The organism is Pseudomonas sp. REB1044, assembly GCF_038813925.1.
Classification (GTDB): Bacteria; Pseudomonadota; Gammaproteobacteria; order Pseudomonadales; family Pseudomonadaceae; genus Aquipseudomonas; species Aquipseudomonas boreofloridensis.
The window spans coordinates 4,946,024-4,966,240 of sequence record NZ_CP046139.1 but is presented as its reverse complement, the minus strand read 5'-3'; the positions used below and the strand labels follow the sequence as shown (position 1 = coordinate 4,966,240).

Genomic DNA, 20,217 nt, shown 5'->3' with positions numbered 1-20,217 from the left:
TCGTGGGTGCTGCGGTGTGGGGGCGGGTCTCATCGCGGGGCAAGCCCGCTCCCACCGGTTCCCTGTAGGGATCAGCAGCAGCGCCGTTTCAGAGCACTGCGCAGAACCTGTGTGGGCGCTTAGCCCTGCTTCACCTCGCGCATCGCCTTGCCCTTCACCGGAGCATCGCCGGCCACATAGTACTTGGCGGTGCTGCGCGGCAGCGGCTGGCGCTGGCGGATCTTGTCGGCGATTTTCTCGGCGATCATGATCGTGGTGGCATTGAGGTTACCGGTGATGATGATCGGCATGATCGAGGCGTCTACCACGCGCAGGCCTTGCATGCCGTGCACGCGGCCTTCGCCATCGACCACCGCCATGTCGTCGGTGCCCATCTTGCACGAGCACGACGGGTGGAAAGCGGTCTCGGCGTGCTCGCGGATGAATTTGTCCAGTTCCTCGTCGGTCTGCACGTGCTCGCCCGGGCTGATCTCACGACCCCGATACGGATCCAGCGCCGGCTGGGCCATGATCTCGCGGGTCAGGCGGATGCCGTCGCGGAATTCCTGCCAGTCCTGCTCGGTGGCCATGTAGTTGAACAGGATGCTCGGGTGCTGGCGCGGATCTTTCGACTTGGCCTGCACGCGGCCGCGGCTCGGCGAGCGCATCGAGCCCATGTGCGCTTGGAAGCCGTGCTCCTTCACGCCGTTGGAGCCGTTGTAATTGATGGCCACCGGCAGGAAGTGATACTGGATGTTCGGCCACTCGAATTCAGGACGGGTGCGGATGAAACCGCCAGCCTCGAACTGGTTGCTGGCGCCGATGCCGGTGCCATTGAACAACCACTCGGCACCGATGGCCGGCTGGTTCCACCACAGCAGCGACGGGTACAGCGACACCGGTTGGGTGCAGGCGTATTGCAGGTACAGTTCCAGGTGATCCTGCAGGTTCTCGCCGACGCCCGGCAGTTCGTGGACCACGGGAATGTCGAGGCTGTCGAGCAGGGCGCGGGGGCCGACGCCGGAACGCTGCAGCAATTGCGGCGAGGCGATGGCGCCGGAGCTGACGATCACTTCCTTGCGTGCACGCGCTTCCACGCGCTCTTCGCTGTCGCCGACCAGGTAGGTCACGCCGACGGCGCGTTTGCCTTCGAACAGGATACGGTCGCTCAGGGCGTGGGTGACGATGGTCAGGTTGGGACGCTTCTTGGCCTGATCCAGGTAGCCACGGGCAGTGCTGGAGCGGCGGCCGTTCTTGGTCACCGAGCGGTCCATCGGGCCGAAGCCTTCCTGCTGGTAGCCGTTGAGGTCTTCGGTGCGCGGGTAACCGGCCTGCACGCCGGCTTCGACCATGGCGTGGAACAGCGGGTTGTTGCCGGCCTTGGGCGTGGCCACGCTGACCGGGCCTTCGCCGCCGTGGTAGTCGTTGGGGCCGATGTCACGGGTTTCGGCCTTGCGGAAGTAGGGCAGGCAGTCGAGGTAGGTCCAGTCTTCCAGGCCTGGCAGCTTCGCCCAGCCGTCGAAGTCCATGGCGTTACCGCGGATGTAGCACATGCCGTTGATCAGCGACGAGCCACCGAGGCCCTTGCCGCGACCACATTCCATGCGGCGGCCATCCATGTGCGGCTCTGGATCGGTCTCGTAGGCCCAGTTGTAACGCTTGCCCTGCAACGGGAAGGCCAGGGCGGCGGGCATCTGGGTACGGAAGTCGAAGCGATAGTCGGGGCCGCCCGCTTCGAGCAGCAGCACCGAAACGTTGGCGTCTTCGGTCAGGCGGGTGGCCAGGGTGTTACCGGCCGAACCGGCACCGACGATGATGTAATCGTATTCCATGGGGGGCTTCCTCCGGAAACAGTGGCAAGCTTCAAGCCTCGAGCTTCAAGAAGAAGCGTTCGCGCCAAGCTTGCGATTGATTGGATCCTGCAAGATCGGTGAGGTGATACGCGCCTCACGTTCCCTGCAGCTTGCCGCTAAGGACTTACGGCTGCGCGTTGCCTGCAAGGGCCGGCGGCTATTGCCGACCGGCTCTTTCTTGCAGCTTGCAGCTAGCCGCTCGCGGCTGTCTGTCAGAAGACCGACGTGTAGCCGCCCAGTTCGACCTGGACCGACTTGATACGGGTGTATTGGGCCAGCGAGCTGACGCCGTTTTCGCGGCCGACGCCCGATTGCTTGTAGCCACCGACCGGCATTTCGGCCGGCGATTCGCCCCAGGCGTTGATCCAGCAGATGCCGGCTTCGAGCTGGTGGATGATGCGGTGGGCGCGGCTCAGGTCGTTGGTGCACACGCCGGCGGCCAGGCCGTACTCGGTGTCGTTGGCGCGGCGTACGGCTTCTTCCTCGGTCTCGTAGCTGAGGATGCTCATCACGGGGCCGAAGATCTCTTCCTTGACGATGGTCATGTCGTCGCGGCAGTCGGTGAACACGGTCGGCGCAACGAAGGCGCCCTTGGCGAAGGCGCCGTCGGTCAGGCGCTCACCGCCGCACAGCACGCGGGCACCTTCTTCCTTGCCCTTGGCGATGTAGCCCAGCACGCTTTCCATGTGGGCGAAGCTCACCAGTGGACCGAAGTTGGTGTTGTCATCTTCCGGGTTGCCGACGCGGATGCGCGCGACGCGCTCGAGGATCTTGGCCTCGAAGGCGGCTTTGAGCGAAGCAGGAATGAACACGCGGGTGCCGTTGGTGCACACCTGACCCGAGCTGTAGAAGTTGGCCATCATGGCGATGTCGGCGGCCTTGTCCAGGTCGGCGTCGGCGCAGATGATCAGCGGCGACTTGCCGCCCAGCTCCATGGTCACTTCCTTGAGCGAGGAGCTCGAAGCGCTGGCCATGACCTTCTTGCCGGTAGTGGTGCCGCCGGTGAAGGAGACTTTCTCGATGCGTGGGTGCTCGGTGAGCCAGGTGCCCACTTCGCGGCCGCTGCCGGTCAGCACGTTGAATACGCCGTCCGGCAGGCCGGCTTCGGTGTAGATCTCGGCCAGTTTCAAGGTGGTCAGCGAGGTGACTTCCGACGGCTTGAAGATCATCGCGTTGCCGGCGGCCAGGGCTGGTGCGGATTTCCACAGGGCGATCTGGATCGGGTAGTTCCACGCGCCGATGCCAGCGGTCACGCCCAGCGGTTCGCGACGGGTGTAGACGAAGGACGATTCGCGCAGCGGGATCTGCTCGCCTTCGATGGCGGGCACCAGGCCAGCGTAGTATTCCAGCACGTCCGCGCCGGTGACGATGTCGACGTAGCGGGTTTCGGAGTACGACTTGCCGGTGTCCAGGGTTTCCAGCATGGCCAGCTCGTCGTTGCGCTCGCGCAGGATGTCGACGGCGCGGCGCAGGATGCGCGAACGCTGCATGGCGGTCATCGCGGCCCAGACTTTCTGGCCCCGCTCGGCGCTCTCGACGGCGCGCTCGACGTCAGCCTCGGTCGCACGCTGGACGTGGGCCAACACTTCGCCGGTGGCCGGGTTGATGGCTTCGAAAGTGGCATCGCTGCCAGCGTCGACATAACCGCCATCGATGTAGAGTTTTTGCGTTCCGAAACGGGCCATAGAATCCTCGCAAGTGCAGTGTGTGATTGGCTAGCCGCCTCGTGCGCCTGCCTTCAGGGCAGCGGTCGCGGGCGGTTGTGCAGCGGCCTGGGGAGCCAGGTTGTGCTGTTTAGCCAGTTGTAGATCCATGTATTCGTAGGCGATGCGTATCGCCTGTTCCGTGTCGAACGCATCGCCCGACAGCGCGCCGCGCAGCCACAGACCATCGATCAGGGCCGCCAGGCCGCGAGCTGCCTTGCGCGCATGGTAGAGCGGCAGGACGCGGCGAAACTGACAACACAGGTTGGAGTACAGGCGGTGGTCGTTGATCCGCTGCAACCTGTGCAAGGACGGTTGGTGCATGCTCGAGGCCCAGAACGCCAGCCAGGTCTTCATGGCCGGACCGTTCACCTGGCTGGCATCGAAGTTGCCCTCGATGATCGCCTGCAGGTGGGCTCGCGGAGTGTCTTCATGCAGCGCCTCGCGGCGTGCGCTGACCCCTTCGCTGAGCATCTTCATGACGTAACTCATGGTCGCTGCGATCAGGCCGTTCTTGTCCTGAAAGTAGTGACTGATGATGCCGTTGGACACGCCGGCCAAACGGGCAATCAGCGCAATGCTGGCATCTCCCAGTCCGACCTGATCGACCGCCTGTAACGTGGCTTCGATCAACTGCTGGCGGCGGATGGGTTGCATACCGACCTTGGGCATCGTGCTATCTCCTCAGGCCTGCGAGCGGACGAGACGCCTCCGACTCGGCGAGGGCCAGTCTATTTTGTTTTGATTGAACGTTCAATCAATAAAGAATAAGCTCTGCGACAATTTGTGCCATTGACAGCTTTTGAGGCTGCTCCAGCGACACGGATTGACACCCCAGAAAATCGTGAAACCCCCGTGATACAGGGCGTTTGCGGGTAGGAATGGTGCAGCGACAGATCCCGCCGGGCGGTCATCGACCGTGCGGCAGACCTTTGGAGCGGGTCCGGCGAACTGCGACAGATGCGCGCATCCCACGCGGATGATCGTGCTGAAATCCGGCCAGCCACTCTGTTTTTTTGCAGCGATTCGGTTCGGGTTCACGGTTTCCAAGGTGCTTTTATAACACCTGACGCAGTGGGGGATTCCACCAATTGCTCGGGACAAGACTGAAATTAGCCTCCACCGCCGCACTGCCCGGAGCATTCGTGCAATGAGTTCTGCCTCCCTGACAAAGCCCCCCGCCGAGAGGGTTCGGGTCAACCGCGTGGTGTTCTACACCTCTGCGCTGCTGATCCTCGCGTTGACTGCCTTGCTTATCGCTGTACCCGAAACCGCCGGTCAGGTGCTGAGCGTCGCTCAGCAATGGCTGACACGCAGCTTCGGCTGGTACTACATGCTGGTGATCTGCGGTTACCTGCTGTTCGTCATCTACCTGGCCTTCTCCGACTACGGCAAGCTCAAGCTGGGCGGCAAGGACGACCAGCCCGACTTCAGCTATGGCGCCTGGGCCGGCATGCTGTTTTCCTCCGGCATCGGCATCTCGCTGCTGTATTTCGGCGCGTCCGAGCCGCTGGACCACTACTTCAACCCGCCCGAAGGCACGCCCGCCAGCCTGGAAGCGGCGCGCCAGGGCCTGCAACTGACCTTCCTGCACTGGGGCCTGCATGGCTGGGCGATCTACGCCCTGGTTGGCCTGGCCGTGGGTTACTTCGCCTATCGCCACAACCAGCCGCTGGCGCTGCGCTCGGCGCTGTACCCGCTGGTGGGTGAACGCTGGGTCAAGGGTGCGGCGGGCAACGCCGTGGACATCTTCGGCATGTTCGTCACCCTGCTGGGCCTGGTGACCAACCTGGGCATCGGCTCGATGCAGGTGGCCTCGGGCCTCGAATATCTGTTCGGCATGGACCACAGCAAGACCAACCTGCTGGTGGTGATCCTGGTGATGGCCGGTGTTGCCACCGTGGCCGCGGTGTCCGGTGTGGAAAACGGCATTCGCCGCCTGTCCAACCTCAACATCGTGCTGTTCAGCGGTCTGCTGATCTTCGTACTGCTCGGCGGTGAGACCCTGCACCTGCTCAACGGCTTCGTGCAGAACATCGGCGACTACCTCAATGGCCTGGTGCTCAAGACCTTCGACCTCTATGTCTACGAAGGCGAGGCCGGCAAGTCCGAGCGCTGGCTGGGCCTGTGGACCGTGTTCTACTGGGCCTGGTGGATCTCCTGGGGTCCGTTCGTCGGCATGTTCATCGCGCGGATTTCCAAGGGTCGCACCGTGCGCCAGTTGGTCAGCGGCGTGCTGCTGATCCCACTGGGCTTCACCCTGGCGTGGCTGTCGATCTTCGGCAATACCGCGCTGGACCTGGTGATGAACCACGGCGCCGTGGAACTGGGCAAGACCGCCCTGGAGCAGCCGTCGATGTCGATCTACCAACTGCTGGAATACTTCCCGGCAGCCAAGATCGTCATCGGTGTCGCCGTGTTCGTCGGCTTCGTGCTGTTCCTCACCCCGGCCGACTCGGGCGCGGTGATGATGGCCAACCTTTCCTGCACCGGCGGCCAGGTGGACGAGGACGCGCCGCACTGGATGGTGGTGTTCTGGTCGGTGATCATCACCCTGGTGACCATCGGTCTGTTGTTCGCTGGCAACTTCGAGGCCATGCAGACCATGGTGGTGCTGGCCGGCCTGCCGTTCTCGGTGGTGCTGGTGCTGTTCATGTTCGGCTTGTACAAGGCCATGAAGCAGGACGTGGCGATCGAGCAGGAGCGCGCCGAGCTTGCAGCCCGTGGCCGTCGCGGCTTCAGCGAGCGCCTGACCCAGCTCGAACTGCAGCCGACCCAGGCCGTGGTGCAGCGCTTCATGGACCGCCAGGTCAGCCCGGCGCTCAAGGAGGCGGCTGAGCAGCTCCGCGCCCTGGGCTTCCAGGTCGAGACCCGCGTCGGTCAGTCGCGCAACATGATGGGCGTGCGGGTGATGATGGAAGAGGGCAACCCGTTCGTCTACGAAGTGAGCCTGGACGGCTATCTGGCTGCACCGAACGAGGCGTCGCCCGAGGGCGCGGCAGAAGTGCGCCAGCGCTTCTACCGTGCCGAGGTCTATCTGCATGACGGCAGCCAGGAATACGACCTGATGGGCTTCACGTCCGAGCAGATCGTGCGCGACGTGCTGGATCAGTTCGAAAGCCACCGCCAGGTGCTGGGCCGCGTCTACAGCTGAGCCGTCATGGCGCAGGCAGTAGATGGTCGGTGCGTACCACCGAATGACTGCCGTTGATGTCCTCGCCTCGGGTGCAGAGTTTCAACGGCAGTTGCTGGGGCTTGAAGGCATACACCTCGTGGCGCGCCCGTCGGTAGCCCGACGGGTTCTCGCAATCGGTCGACTGCGGCGGGCCGCGCTTGACGAAGTAGCGCACCAGATCCGGCGGGTGGCGGGTCCAGGTCACCTCCAGGCTGGCGTCCTCCAGGCGTCGGATCGACACGTCCGGGTCGGGTACTGGCGCAGCGGGAAGCAGATTGACCGGCAGGCTCAGACTGTTGGCCATCAAGCCTGGCGAGGGCCGCTGGTCGGCGCCCTCGACGCCGATCAAGCACAGGAAGTACCAGCCCGGCGTCGTGCCAATCGGTGCGTCGATGCGGTTCTGCGCGGCCTCGATCGTGCCGCTGTAGTACAGCGGATCCTCGCAGGCCTTCGGATCCTGCACGGTCTTGTAGCGATAGCGCGGCGTTTCCAGGGCGAAGGTCATGCCCCACGTCGGCGCCTCGATCTGCCCGTTGGCATCCAGCGCCAGCTTGCGCATGAATGCGATGCGCTCCTGGATCTCGATGTGCACAGCGGGCAGCAAGGTGCAGTCGGGGTTTTCCAGGTCTGCACGCCCCTGTCGCCAGCAGCCTGACAAGCGTTGCACCGGCATGGCGTAATTGAGCGCCTGTCCGGTCACCGCTTCGGCATGATCGAACGCGCACGGGCTGTTGCGCTCGCAGCGCGTCGAATCGGCGACGCCGACGCTGTTGATGACGGCGATCAAGCGTTGCCCGTCCTCGCTGATCACCGGGCTGCCCGAGGCGCCTTCGGCGATGCCCGCACAGTCGTTGCGCTCGATGTCGCGCCAGACCCAGGGGTATTCGATGGCATGGCTGGTACGCTGTTGCGTGCAGCGCATCAGGCGCAGGCCCTCATCAGGCACACTGGGCTCGCCAATCACCATTACCGGCGTGGCCGTGTCCGGTCGCTCGCCCAACCGTAGGGGCTCGATACCCTGGGCCATGACGTCCTGCAAGCTGGCATCGAGCTCAAGCAACGCCAGGTCGGTGCCCTGCATGCTGCTCCACACCCGCTGCTTGAGCGCAAAGGTGACGCGCTGCTCGGACGTGTCGATGAAATAGTTGAAGGCCACCGAGCCCTCGGCCGGCACGTTATGGGCGACCACGCCGTTGCGTGGATCCAGGCAATGGGCGGCGGTGACCACATAGGCAGGCCCGGACGACTGGCCTGAGGGCTCGCGGGTGTCGAGCAAGGTGGCGATGCACTGGTGCGTGCCACGTTGGCTGCTCAGGCGGCCGATGCCGCTCCACTGTAGGCTCTGCAACTGGGCATTGAGCAGCGGCACTGGATCGGCGGCGACCACGACGTCGGCGTGAAACGCCAGCAGAAGCCAGGTAGCAGATGCGGATAGGGCGGAGCGTGACGGCATGGCGAATTCCTCTGGACGGTTGCCATGAGGTTGCCGCCGTGGCGCAGACCATCCGCGTTACATAGTGCTGACGATCGAATGCCAGCGATAAGTACGGCCAGTCGGGGTGGGCACCGAGCTAGGGTCGGGGTCCGTTCCCAGCGAGACGTCGTCATGACCGATACCGTCGTTTCATCGCCCGATTTTTGCCTGCTCGTGCGCGCCCAGTTCGCCAGCCGTCCCACGTTGCGACAGGTGCTCAGCCGCCAACTCCTGCTAGCGCTGGTCGAGCAGTACCCGCTGATCGCCCGCCAGCGTCCCGAGCTGGTCGACGCCGACAGGCTCAGCGTGGCCACTCCCAGCCCGGACGGCGAGCAGGTCGCTTTGCGCCCGCTGGTCGATGAGGTGCTGCAGGCCTGCCTCAACGGCGTCCTGCTGGATTTCCCCGCCGTGGCCAACACCAAGCCCTACCTGACGCTCGATCGCAAACGCTTGTTCGCCATCGAGGATCCGTTCGAAACGGCTGACGGCGATCAGATCGACTTGCAGCGCCTGATCGAGCCGTTCAACGATGTGCTGTTGCTGACCGAGGCCTACTTCCGTCAAGCGCAGGTCGATTACTGGCGCGCGCCAGGCAGCATGGGTGCTAGCCGTGACCGCTGCTTGCAGCAAACGATTCGCGCGGCGCTGCTGTACAACCTCCCGCTCAACGGCCTGGATGCGCGCCAGCAAGCGTGCATTCATGGCCTGCTCAAGGGCGGACGTGAGCAGCCGACGGTGTTCATGGTGCAGATCGATCTGTTGCACGACGCCCGCACGAGCAGCACGTTTCTCACCGATCTGTTCGTGCAGGGGCAGTGGGACGAGGCTGAGGTGATCCTGTGGTGTCGCCCGTCCGGCGTGATCTGGGCGTTCGATGACCTCGATGCGCTGACCGATGCCTTGGCCGACGAGTACGCGCCGTCTGCCCAGGGTGTCGGCCTGACCTGGCATCGCCACGTGCTCGAGGGCGACCCCTTCGCACAACTGACGGCGTTGTTGCAGGAGCGCATGTTCGAACAGGTGCAGGCCCTCGACCGTCTGTCATTGAGCAGCGTGGCTGAACTGGAGCAGGCGTATCTGGCGCTCACCGACCCGTCACGCGGGTTCATTGAAGGCTACATCACCCAAGCGCAGATTAAAGGCGTGCCACCGTCGGGGGTGTTCCGGCTCAGTCCAACGGACAGCTTCGCCTGCCAATCGGCGCTGTACGAGCTGGCGCTGGCCCAGGCCGAGTCCGGTGGCGCCGCGGCCTTGGGCGAGGTGCTGGACCTGCACAGTTACGCCAGCCAGCAACTGCGCCAGCAACTGCTGGCCGATCACCCGATCGATGCCAATTACTGGCCAGACGACCTGATGCTCGAGCTCACCACCGCCTGGGGCGTGCCAGGCGGGGCGGGTGCCGGCACGGGCGACGGGGCACTGGAGCGGCGCAGTGTCAGCCTGACCCAGTTCGCCATCGCCAATCTTGCGTCGCTGCAAGGCGCATCCATCACTGCCATCCGTCACCGCGATGACCAGTTGATCATGGCGTGGATGAACGCCGACTACGTCAAGGCGTTGGTGGAGCGGGTGGACATCGGCGGCACCTATCCACTGTACGTCGCAGCGCAACTGGACGAGCCGACCGGCTACACGATGCGCGTACAGCAGTTCGCTCGACAGTGGCGCAGCGCACTGCTGTTCAGCGCCCTTCGTGCGCGTTTGCACGGACGGATCTGCGAACCCAGTCTGCAAGCGGTCAGCGACTACTGCGCAGGACGCATCGATGCCAGCCTGCCGGCGAGCATGCTGATGCCATTGGCCCTGCGCCGTGCGCCCGACAGCCCGGCATGCGATGTGGTGCAGGGCATGTATGTGCTGTTCAACGCGGCGTTGAACAACGTCATCCTCTATCGGCCGTTGTACGGCAAGGACGCCGTGCTCGAGTTTGCGAGTATCGACGCCATGATGCAGGCCGTGCGCGAAGACAAGGACTTGCAAGCCAGCCTGCTCGACTGGTTGTCGCCGCAGGTGCGCCCGGTCTACGACCACGGCGGATTCGCCGAACCGCACCTGGGCACGCCCATCGTCGACACCTCGATTCTGCCCGCGCCGGTGGCACCGGTGCAGTTCTGGCCGCGTTACTGGCGCAGCGAGGTGGACCTGCAGCTCTACCAGGCCAACCGCGACCTGCTGGTCACCCTGGCCGACCGCGATTCGGTGTCCAACGCCGAGAGCCGCTGGGCACTGCTGGTCCAGGGCGCATGGCTGCTGTTCGACGTTGCCAGCCTGTTGGTGCGCGGCCCGGTGGCGACGGTGCTGTGGCTGATGCAGATGTTCGATGCCGCGAGTGCCGATGTGCAGGCGGTGCGCGAGGGCAGCGCGTTCGAGCGCTCGGCCGCTCTGGTCGACATGCTGTTGAACCTGGTCATGGTGATAGGGCACGCCTATACGCCAGCGGCGTCGCGAGTGCCGGCCAGGCTACCGCATGCCGCGCTGGCGCCCGGCCTTGTGGTCGATGCGGCGCTGCCGATCACCGAGCGCTCCCCTGCGCCAGCGCAGGGCAAGGTGTTCATGGCCGGCGCGCTGGCCAAGCCGCAGGCACTGCTGGACTTCTCCTTCAGTGGCGGTAGCGGATTCAACCTGCTGCCACCGGAACGACTTCGCCAGTTAGAAGCCCTGCGCAGCGAGCGGCTGCTGGACGGTCTGACCCCGATCGCACAGGGCGATGCCGCCGGTCTGTACCTCATCGAGGACCAACACTACGTCGGCCTGCGTGGCGATGCCTATCGCGTCACGCTTGGCGAAGAAGGTGTGCGCATCGTCGACGCGCAAGGCAACCCTGGTCCCTGGGTGGAGCGCTACGGTGCCGGCTGGCGAATCGACGTCGGGCAACGACTGCGTGGCGGTATGCCGAAAAGCCGCATTGCCCGTAAGCGCGAGGAGAACATCGCCGCCGAAGCACGGATCAGGGAGCAGGATGTGCACCTGACCGGTCAGCGCAACGGCCTGGGACAGGCTTTCGGTAAGCATCTGGAAGAGGTGGACAAGACCACGGCGAAGATCGACGAGTTGCAGGCGCTGGAGTCTCTGGACGAGCGCCAGCGCGAGTTGCTCGACCTGCATCTGCAGGTGCGCCGGGCACAACGCAACGTGCTGGCGAAGGATCTCAAGAACCTCATCGAGCATGACCTCAAACATGAGGCGCTGTTGATGAGCACCGGTTCGGTGAAGCTGTCCAGTCAGGTGGTGGCCGACGCGCTACTGCATCAGCGCAGCCTGTTGCGCCAGGGCCTGATAGCCGCCTGCGAGCATCGCTACAACCTGCTGGCCACGCTCATCAACGATGAGGAGATCGACGCTCAACGTCGGGCGATCGCGATCCTGCCCGAGACCGATGAGGAAAAGCAGCAGTATCTGCGCCTGGTTGCTTCGCTGGAGCGCGTCGAGCAGTTGGGCAACGAACTGGTCGCGCACGCGGGGCGTTTCGACACGCTGTTGGAAAGCACGCTCAAGGACGACGGTATCGTCTTTCGCGACGATGACGACCAGCCGGTCAACAAGCACCATGAACTGGACAAGGTGATCGAGCAGCGACGACACAATGCCGTAGATGTGGAGTTTCGTTTGCTCGAGGACCTTGGCGAGCTGTGCCTGGACCGCCTCAAGGGCTCTACCGAGGAGGAGGTCGCGGACTATGACGAATTGTTGGTCAGCGACGCCTTGCGCAGCGCCGGTAGCGCGCATGGCGAACTGGCAGCCAACGATCTGTCCGAGGAGGAGCGCGTGGCGGTGCTCAACGATGTGATCGAGGCCTACGAGGAAACCATCGGCGGCGCCGAGTATCTGACCAGCACCCAGCCGGCGCTGATTCGCCAGGACAAGCTGCAGTCTTTTCTCAACGTTGCGCGCCGGCTCAAAGCGCTTGCCACTGAACAGATGAGCGCCAGTGTCCGCGAAATCGAACTGAGCGAGCCGGTGCCCCAGCGCACCCCGGTGTATGCGCCGCGCGGCGGTATTCGCCGCGTGGTGAGAACCCAGCGCGGGCGGAATGTGGTGGGTGTGGAGGCCACGGGGGAGGACGGCGAAGCCGTCGTGCAGCAGAGGGACAGCCATGACAATGTGCTCAGAACGTTCCGTCGCCAAGCCAGTCAGTGGCGCGAAGTGGCGGATGAGCACAGAGACAGGCCTGCCGTCGGGCCTGCACCGCAGCCGGAGGTTCTGCGCACTCAGGTGCAGGCGCTGATTGCCGGAGTGAACCCAACCATCAACATGGCCAAGCGGTTCTTCGGTCACGATGAACCCCTGGGGCTGTCGACGGTGATCGACCTGCATGTGAAGGATCTTCAGCACAGGCTGGCCCAGTTGCCACGCAGTGGCCAGGACGGTGAGTTGATCGAGAGGGCCCAGGTAGCCATCCAAGAGCTGGAGGACAGCAAGCGCGATCTGCTGGTTACCCTTTACCTGACGACGCGTACACCAACGCTCAATGCCTTGAAGTACCTTCATTCCATTGGTGAGCTCATCATCGAGCGGCGTGATCGACGTTTATCGCTGTCCGGTGGTGATTACTTGGACACTTATGAAATCAGGCGGGTGACCGGCAGAAAATTGTGGGAAGCCCATTTCCATTACCCGGCCGAAGAGACCGCCGACCGCGAGTTCATCCGGGGGCATCTCAAGCTCTGGGAGCAGCGCAAGCTGGGCGCACAAGCGCAGTTGCGTGCGGCCAAGCGCAACCAGGTACTCAAGGTCTACCGCGGGCAACTGCGCAAAGGCGATGTCGAGGGCATCATTCCCTTCGAGTGAGACGGCTCAGCGGTTGCTGTATCGGCCGTGCCGACCATGTGCCGGCATGGCCTGATTGCTGCGCTCGGCGATCATCTGGCGCAGCTCGATCAACTCGATGCCCTGGCTGGCCAACCGGGGCATTTCCCGCTCCAGCACCTGCAAGGTTTGCGGGTACGGATGGCCGATCAGTACCGCCGAGCCTTGCTTGCGCGCCAGCTCGACGCCTTGGCGCAGTTGGGCCGCGATGGCTTCGGGAGTGCGCACATCGTCGAGAAACACATCTCGCGAAACGTGGGCCAGCCCCGTTTCCTGAGCCTTGGCCGCCGCCACCGTGGCGGCGCTGGTGCGGCTGTCGACGAAGAACAGCTCACGACGCTGCAGCTCACCCATCAGCCAGGCCATGGCCTCGGGTTGCGCAGTCATGCGACTGCCCATGTGATTGTTGACGCCTGCGGCGAACGGCACTTTGATCAGCGCCGCATCCAGACGCCGCGCCAGTTCCACGATCGGCAGGCCGGGGTGCCAGGCATAAGGCCCGGTGGCCGGGTCCATGGGCATGTGCAGGATCACCGTGCGCCCGGCCTTGTGGGCCTGGCGGGCGAAGTCGCTGGCGTGCGGGGTATCGGGCATGATCGCCAGGGTGACCGGTCCGGGCAGGGCGAGGGTGCGGCTGTCGCGTTCGCTGTTCTGTCCCAGGTCGTCGATGATGATGCTCATGAACGCCTTGACCGGCGCCGCGTGGGCGGTGCCGGCCAGTGCGCAGGCCAGTGTCAGCAGCAGGGCGCGGATGACGGGCATCAGTCGCCCTTGGTGATGTTCAGGCCCTTGAGCAGGCTCAGGGCCTGGCTGAGCTGGAAGTCATTGTCCTGTGGGCGCTCGGTGCGCTTGCTGCTGCCGGTCGGGCGGTCGGCGCCGCCGTTGCCGTTGCCCAAGTGGCCCTGCAGGTCGGCTTCCTTGAAGTTGTCGGTGTCGGCTTCGGCAGTGAGCTTGGCCTGGCGCACCTCGATGTCCGGAACGATGCCCTGGGCTTGGATGGAGCGGCCGTTGGGGGTGAAGTAGAGCGCCGTGGTGAGCTTCAGTGCGCGGTCGTTGGTCAATGGCAGCACGGTTTGCACCGAGCCTTTGCCGAAGCTGTCGGTGCCCATCAGCACGCCGCGCTTCTGGTCCTGCAGGGCGCCGGCGACGATTTCCGATGCCGAGGCGCTGCCGCCGTTGATCAGCACCACCAGCGGCACGCCCTCGCTGGCGTCGGCCGGGTCGGCGCTGAAACGCAGCTCGGAGTTGGCGATACGGCCCTTGGTATAGACGATCAGCCCTTTGGTGAGGAAATGGTCGGCCACTTCCACGGCCGACTGCAGCACGCCACCTGGGTTGTTACGCAGGTCCAGGACCAGGCCGCGCAGCTTCTTGCCGTTGTCCTTGCGCAGCTTGGCCAGTGCCTTGCCGACTTCCTCGCCGGTCTTGACCTGGAACTGGGTGATGCGGATGTAGCCATACCCGCTTTCCAGCAACTGGCTCTTCACGCTCTTGACCTGGATGACCGCACGGGCCAGCGTCACGTCGAACGGCGTGCCACCGTCGCGCACCAGGGTCAGGGTAATCTTCTGGCCGATCTTGCCGCGCATCTTGTCGACCGCTTCGGTCATGGACTGGCCACGGGTGGGCGCGCCGTTGATCTTGACGATCAGGTCGCCCGCTTCGATGCCGGCGCGCGAGGCCGGGGTGTCGTCGATGGGCGAGACCACCTTGATGAAGCCGTCTTCCTGGCCCACTTCGATGCCCAGGCCGCCGAATTCGCCACTGGTGCTTTCCTGCAGTTCCTGGAAGTCTTCCGGGCCGAGGTAGGCCGAGTGCGGGTCGAGGTTGCTTAGCATGCCCTTGATGGCGTTCTCCAGCAGGGTCTTGTCGTCCACCGGCTCGACGTAGGCGGCTTTGATCCGGTCCATGACCTCGGCGAAGGTGCGCAACTCGTCCAGCGGCAGCGGCGCCTTGGCCGTCACCTCGGTGGCCGGCATGGCCGCAGGCTTGGCAGCCTTGGCCGGCTCGGCGGCGGTGGCCAGTGGCGCGCCGACGACCAGAGCGATGCTCAGGGCCAGCTGGGTGAGGCGAGACGAGTGCAGCATGTCGAACGAACTCCTGATCCTGTAGGTGCCCCTGACGGAGCATCGACGCCGCCCATAGAGGCGATGCCGTCATGTATGCAAATGCCTAGCCTCGGCACCATTGCGCCGGGTCGGTAGGCCGACCCTGCTGGCGAATCGCGAAGTACAAGCCCGCGCTGTCCTGACCGCCGCTGTCGCCGACGGTGGAAATGGCTTCACCGGCCTTGACGATGTCTCCGGCACTCTTGAGCAGGCTCTGGTTGTGGCCATACAGGCTCAGGTAACCATTGCCGTGGTCGAGAATGACCAGAAGTCCGGCACCGCGCAACCAGTCGGCGAACACCACGCGGCCACCGTGCACCGCGTGCACCTGGGTGCCTGCGGAAGCGGCGATCATCACCCCATCCCACTTGGCGCGGGCGTCACCGCCACGGGTATCGCCGAAGCGTGCCAGCAGTCGACCATTGATCGGCCATGGAAGTTTTCCACGGGCCGCGGAAAAGGCGCCGCCGTAGTTGGCGCCGTCGCTGGAAACCAGCGGGCCAAGTACGGTGCGGGCCTTCTTCGGCGGCGCTTCGGGCGCCTCGCGCCGAGCATCGGCCAGGGCCTGTTCGCGGCGACGCTTTTCTTCTTCCTGGCGCGCCAGCAGGGCCTTCTGCCGCGCCTCTTCGGCTTCGCGGGCCTGGCGTGCGAGGGTTTCTTCGATGGTCTTGAGCACCTTGGCGAGGTCGGCCTGGTCCTGCTCGCGGGCCTGAAGCTTCTGGTCGCGGGCTTTCATGTCGCTGTTGAGCTTGGCCAGCACCTGCTGGCGCTTGCTGCGCTCGGCTTCCAGTGACTGGCGGCGGGTGTCGAGGTCGGCGCGCTGAGCCAGCAGTTGCTCTTGCTGCCCGGAAATCTCCAGCTCGACGTTGGCCAGTTGGCGCAAGGTCTCGTTGAAGGTGCGCAATTGTTCCAGGCGCGCCTTGCTCAGGTAATCGTAATAGGTGAGGGTGCGCGCGAACTTCTCGGGATTCTGCTGATTGAGCAGCAGCTTGAGGTATTCCTCGCGGCCACTCTGGTAGGCCGAACGGGCCTGAATAGCGATCAGCCGTTGCTGTTCAGTACGGGCGGACTGGAGTTTTTTTTTCTCGTGGTCAAGGCGCTCCAGTTCGCCCTCGGTCTTTTTTAGCGCTTGTTGCAGCGCCTCCACCTGTTTCTCGAGATTGCCGATATCGGTCTCGGTGGATTTGAGGTCTTTCTGCACGCCGGCTTTCTCTTCCTGGAGCTTGCCCAGCGTCTTCTTGAGCTCGGCGATGTCCTGGCGAGTGGCGTCCAGCTGTTGCTGGGTCTGGGCGCGCTCGTCGGCGATAGCCGGGGCGAGCAGGCATGACAGGGCGAGGAATATGAGGGCGCGGCGCATGGAATCGGGCGTACCAGGGATGGAGACTGGCCTAGTATGCCCGCCCAGGCTTGCAAAAAAAACGCCTGCCAGCGGCAGGAGGGCCGCGTTTGTCAGGAAAGCCGCATGAAATATCGGACTTATCCGTTGTGAGGACCGGAAAGCTCGGCATGAAGCGCTGCGACGACCGCGCTTACCATCGACGGCCCTTGCGTGGCAAACGCCGATCCGTCTGCCCGTCCTCTTCCTGCTGTGCGAGAGCTTCCATGTCGATATCCTTCCCTTTGCTCCGGTTAGGGCACTGCCTGTTGTGCGCAGGCTTGCTGCTGATCGTCCTCATTCCGTCCGTTGCTGCATCCACCGCGCAGGACAGTTGGACCTTGCAGACCAGCGTCTACACCCGACACTTCAATCCCGACCCGGACCACAACGAGCGTCAGGAACTCATCGGCCTGGAGCGCAATCGCGCCGATGGCCTGCTGTACGGTGCTGCAACCTTCCGCAATTCGTTCAGCCAGCGCTCGGTCTACGCCTACGGCGGCAAGGCCTGGCAGCATGACCGATGGCCGGTGTACGCCAAGGTCAGTGCCGGTTTGCTGCAGGGCTATCGCGGCAAATACCGCGACAAGCTGCCGCTCAATCGCTTTGGCGTGGCACCGGTGATCATTCCCGCACTGGGCACCCACCTGGGGCCGGTGGGCATCGAAGCGGTGCTGCTGGGGGGCAACGCCATGATGGTCAACGTTGGCTATCGCTTTCGCTGAACCCTTGAAACGCAAAAAGCCCGATGCGATCGCATCGGGCTTTCACTGTGCAGCGCTGAACCGGCTCAGGCGTCGAGCAGAATCGAGGTGCCGGTCATTTCGGCGGGTTTCTCCAGCCCCAGCAGCTTGAGCATGGTCGGCGCCACGTCCGCCAGCACGCCGCCTTCGCGAACCTTGACCTTGCGCTTGCCGACATAGATGAACGGCACCGGCTCGGTGGTGTGCGCGGTGTGCGCCTGGCCGGTGGATTCGTCTTCCATCTGTTCGACGTTGCCATGGTCGGCGGTGATCAGCGCTTCGCCGCCGACTTTTTCCAGTGCCGTGACGATACGCCCCATGCAGCCGTCCAGCGCTTCGACCGCCTTCACGGCGGCGTCGAATACGCCGGTGTGGCCGACCATGTCGCCGTTGGCGTAGTTGACCACGATCACGTCGAAGCGCTGCTGCTCGATGGCTTCGACGATGCGGTCGGTGACCTCCGGTGCGCTCATTTCCGGTTGCAGGTCGTAGGTGGCGACCTTCGGCGACGGGATGAGAATACGTTCTTCACCTTCGAACGGCTCTTCGCGGCCGCCGGAGAAGAAGAAGGTGACATGGGCGTACTTCTCGGTCTCGGCGATGCGCAGTTGAGTCTTGCCGTTGTTGGCCAGGTACTCGCCGAGCACGTTGTGCAAGCTGGCCGGGGCGAATGCGGCGGGAGCCGGGATCTTCGCCGAGTACTGGGTCAGACCGATGTAGGCCGCCAGTTTCGGCAGGCGCGCGCGTGGAAACTCGTTGAAATCCGCTTCGACGAAGACGCGCGACAGCTCGCGGGCGCGGTCGGCGCGGAAGTTCATGAAGATCACCGCGTCGTCGTCCTCGACCTTCACGGCCTCGCCGATCCGCGTGGCCTTGACGAATTCATCGCTCTCGTCACGGGCATAGGCCGCTTCCAGGCCGGCCACTGCGCTGTCGGCACTGTAGTCGGCGGCGCTGTCGACGATCAGGTTGTAGGCCGCGCTGACGCGGTCCCAGCGGTTGTCGCGGTCCATGGCGAAGTAGCGGCCGATCAGGCTGGCGATGCGGCCCTTGCCCAGTCGGGCGAAGGTGGCGTCGAGCAGTTCGAGGGACGACTGCGCGCTGCGCGGCGGGGTGTCGCGGCCATCGAGGAAGGCATGCAGGTAGATCTTCTCGGCGCCGCGCTGCGCGGCCAGTTCGGCCATGGCGACGATGTGATCCTGGTGGCTGTGCACACCACCATCGGACAGCAGACCCAGCAGGTGGACCGCCTTGCCAGCGGCCACGGCCTTGTCCACGGCGCCGGTAAGCACGGGGTTTTCGAAGAACTCACCGTCACGGATGGCTTTGGTCACCCGCGTGAAGTCCTGATACACCACGCGCCCGGCACCCAGGTTCATGTGACCGACTTCGGAGTTGCCCATCTGCCCGTCCGGCAGGCCGACATCCATGCCGGAGCCGGAGATCAGGCCATGCGGCTGGGTGGCGCGCAAGCGGTCGTAGACCGGCGTGTTGGCGGCGAGAATGGCGTTGTATTCGCGGCTTTCGCTGTGACCGAAACCATCCAGGATGATCAGGACCAGGGGCTTGGGGAGGTTTGTCATCGATCAAACTCACGGTTGTTCAAAGATGATAAAGACACGCATTTTAGGGGAAATCGGCCAGAGGCGGCGAATATTCGTCGGGCCGCGCGACCAGCGCACCGCCGTATCCTGCGCAAGGCGGGTTTTCGCACCGGCCCGGCGGGCTTTGGCCGGCCTGGGTGGCTGTGTATACTGGCCGGCATTTTCAATCGCCTGGAACACCCCTGATGGTTGCTCACCTGATTCAATTTGCGACAGATCACTTCATCCTGGTTGCGATCTTCTTCATTCTGCTGATCCTGCTGCTGCTCAACGAGATCCGCCGTGGCGGTCAGAGCCTGAGCAACGGTCAACTGACCGCGCTGGTCAACGCCGACAAAGGCGTGGTGATCGATATCCGTCCAGGCAAGGAGTACGCTGCCGGGCACATCGTCGGCGCGCTGAACATTCCCCAGGACAAGATCGCCAGCCGCATGGCCGAGCTGGAGAAGCACAAGGACAAGACCCTGATCATCGTCGACGCGATGGGCCAGCAGTCCGGCACCGTCTGCCGCGACCTGCTCAAAGCCGGCTACACCGCCGCCAAGCTCAGCGGCGGCGTGTCCAGCTGGAAAGCCGACAACCTGCCCCTGGTGAAGTGATATGCAACCGGTCATCGTCTATTCCAGCGACTACTGCCCCTACTGCATGCGCGCCAAGCAACTGCTGGCGAGCAAGAACGTGGCCTTCGAGGAAATCCGTGTCGACGGCAAGCCGCAACTACGTGCCGAGATGGCGCAGAAGGCCGGGCGTACCTCGGTGCCGCAAATCTGGATTGGCAGCACCCATGTCGGCGGTTGCGATGACTTGTTTGCGCTGGAGCGCTCGGGCAAGCTCGACGCCCTGCTCGAGGCCTGATTCACGCCCCCTTTCAACCCTTTTTCAGACAAGGATCTGCCATGACTGACCAACAGACCAACGGCGCTGCCGAAGAGAACAGCCCGCAATTCTCGCTGCAGCGCATCTACGTGCGCGACCTGTCGTTCGAAGCGCCCAAGAGCCCGCAGATTTTCCGCCAGCAGTGGGAGCCGAGCGTCTCGCTGGACCTGAACACCCGTCAGAAGGCCCTGGAAGGCGACTTCCACGAGGTGGTGCTGACCTTGTCGGTCACCGTCAAGAATGGTGACGAAGTGGCGTTCATCGCCGAAGTCCAGCAGGCCGGCATCTTCCTGATCTCGGGCCTGGACGGGCAGTCGATGAGCCACACCTTGGGCGCGTTCTGCCCGAACATCCTGTTCCCGTACGCGCGTGAAACCCTCGACAGCCTGGTGACCCGTGGCTCGTTCCCGGCGCTGATGCTGTCGCCGGTGAACTTCGATGCCCTGTACGCCCAGGAACTGCAGCGCATGCAGGAAGCGGGCGAGGCACCGTCGCTGCAGTAATTGCCTGCGCGACTTACG

General features: G+C 64.2%; 14 protein-coding genes. 6 read left to right on the top strand and 8 right to left on the bottom strand.

All coding sequences use genetic code 11. The features are described 5' to 3' along the window. Nucleotides 1-119: 119 nt before the first annotated feature. The 3 genes from betA to betI all read right to left on the bottom strand — a co-directional run bounded on the left by betA (nucleotide 120) and on the right by betI (nucleotide 4,207). Entirely contained in the window at nucleotides 120-1,811 is a 1,692-nt protein-coding gene (betA, locus tag GKC70_RS22430) for a choline dehydrogenase (RefSeq protein WP_342649967.1), read from the bottom strand. Nucleotides 1,812-2,044: 233 nt separating this feature from the next. Continuing rightward, on the bottom strand, nucleotides 2,045-3,517 hold the full coding sequence (betB, locus tag GKC70_RS22425) for a betaine-aldehyde dehydrogenase (protein WP_116887369.1): 1,473 nt from the start codon (nucleotides 3,515-3,517) through the stop codon (nucleotides 2,045-2,047). A 30-nt stretch (nucleotides 3,518-3,547) separates the two neighbouring features. Beyond that, nucleotides 3,548-4,207: a transcriptional regulator BetI gene (betI, locus tag GKC70_RS22420; protein WP_029613847.1), complete on the bottom strand. Its 660-nt coding sequence runs from the start codon at nucleotides 4,205-4,207 to the stop codon at nucleotides 3,548-3,550. Nucleotides 4,208-4,742: 535 nt separating this feature from the next. On the opposite strand from betI, the gene GKC70_RS22415 reads away from it, so the two are divergent. Beyond that, nucleotides 4,743-6,689 carry a BCCT family transporter gene (locus GKC70_RS22415; RefSeq protein WP_342651567.1) on the top strand — a complete coding sequence of 649 codons (1,947 nt, stop codon included), beginning with the start codon at nucleotides 4,743-4,745 and terminating at the stop codon, nucleotides 6,687-6,689. Between the two features lie 4 nt (nucleotides 6,690-6,693). On the opposite strand, the gene GKC70_RS22410 is transcribed toward GKC70_RS22415, so the two are convergent. Continuing rightward, nucleotides 6,694-8,163 (bottom strand): serine protease, encoded by a 1,470-nt coding sequence (locus GKC70_RS22410; protein WP_342649966.1) that lies wholly within the window; start codon nucleotides 8,161-8,163, stop codon nucleotides 6,694-6,696. 153 nt (nucleotides 8,164-8,316) lie between these two features. On the opposite strand from GKC70_RS22410, the gene GKC70_RS22405 reads away from it, so the two are divergent. Beyond that, the gene (locus tag GKC70_RS22405; RefSeq protein ID WP_342649965.1) at nucleotides 8,317-12,972 is read left to right on the top strand and encodes a DUF6543 domain-containing protein; all 4,656 of its coding nucleotides are present in this window, start codon (nucleotides 8,317-8,319) and stop codon (nucleotides 12,970-12,972) included. A 6-nt stretch (nucleotides 12,973-12,978) separates the two neighbouring features. On the opposite strand, the gene GKC70_RS22400 is transcribed toward GKC70_RS22405, so the two are convergent. The 3 genes from GKC70_RS22400 to GKC70_RS22390 all read right to left on the bottom strand — a co-directional run bounded on the left by GKC70_RS22400 (nucleotide 12,979) and on the right by GKC70_RS22390 (nucleotide 16,455). Continuing rightward, on the bottom strand, nucleotides 12,979-13,743 hold the full coding sequence (locus GKC70_RS22400; RefSeq protein ID WP_342651566.1) for a divergent polysaccharide deacetylase family protein: 765 nt from the start codon (nucleotides 13,741-13,743) through the stop codon (nucleotides 12,979-12,981). Nucleotides 13,744-13,751: 8 nt separating this feature from the next. Then, complete coding sequence (locus GKC70_RS22395; protein WP_342649964.1) at nucleotides 13,752-15,077, bottom strand: S41 family peptidase; 1,326 nt, start codon at nucleotides 15,075-15,077, stop codon at nucleotides 13,752-13,754. 85 nt (nucleotides 15,078-15,162) lie between these two features. Continuing rightward, complete coding sequence (locus GKC70_RS22390; RefSeq protein ID WP_342649963.1) at nucleotides 15,163-16,455, bottom strand: murein hydrolase activator EnvC; 1,293 nt, start codon at nucleotides 16,453-16,455, stop codon at nucleotides 15,163-15,165. Between the two features lie 245 nt (nucleotides 16,456-16,700). Between GKC70_RS22390 and GKC70_RS22385 the strand changes: the two genes are divergently transcribed. Continuing rightward, nucleotides 16,701-17,198 (top strand): sn-glycerol-3-phosphate transporter, encoded by a 498-nt coding sequence (locus GKC70_RS22385; protein ID WP_342649962.1) that lies wholly within the window; start codon nucleotides 16,701-16,703, stop codon nucleotides 17,196-17,198. A gap of 65 nt (nucleotides 17,199-17,263) precedes the next feature. Here GKC70_RS22385 and gpmI read toward each other — a convergent pair whose 3' ends face one another. Then, nucleotides 17,264-18,799 carry a 2,3-bisphosphoglycerate-independent phosphoglycerate mutase gene (gene gpmI, locus GKC70_RS22380; RefSeq protein ID WP_342649961.1) on the bottom strand — a complete coding sequence of 512 codons (1,536 nt, stop codon included), beginning with the start codon at nucleotides 18,797-18,799 and terminating at the stop codon, nucleotides 17,264-17,266. Between the two features lie 206 nt (nucleotides 18,800-19,005). Here gpmI and GKC70_RS22375 point away from each other — a divergent pair, with 206 nt between their 5' ends. The 3 genes from GKC70_RS22375 to secB are packed head-to-tail and all read left to right on the top strand — an operon-like array spanning nucleotide 19,006 to nucleotide 20,199. Continuing rightward, nucleotides 19,006-19,419 (top strand): rhodanese-like domain-containing protein, encoded by a 414-nt coding sequence (locus GKC70_RS22375; RefSeq protein WP_029613838.1) that lies wholly within the window; start codon nucleotides 19,006-19,008, stop codon nucleotides 19,417-19,419. 1 nt (nucleotide 19,420) lies between these two features. Next, the gene (gene grxC, locus GKC70_RS22370) at nucleotides 19,421-19,675 is read left to right on the top strand and encodes a glutaredoxin 3 (RefSeq protein ID WP_029613837.1); all 255 of its coding nucleotides are present in this window, start codon (nucleotides 19,421-19,423) and stop codon (nucleotides 19,673-19,675) included. Between the two features lie 41 nt (nucleotides 19,676-19,716). Next, nucleotides 19,717-20,199 (top strand): protein-export chaperone SecB, encoded by a 483-nt coding sequence (secB, locus tag GKC70_RS22365; RefSeq protein ID WP_039582608.1) that lies wholly within the window; start codon nucleotides 19,717-19,719, stop codon nucleotides 20,197-20,199. The last annotated feature ends 18 nt before the right edge of the window (nucleotides 20,200-20,217 follow it).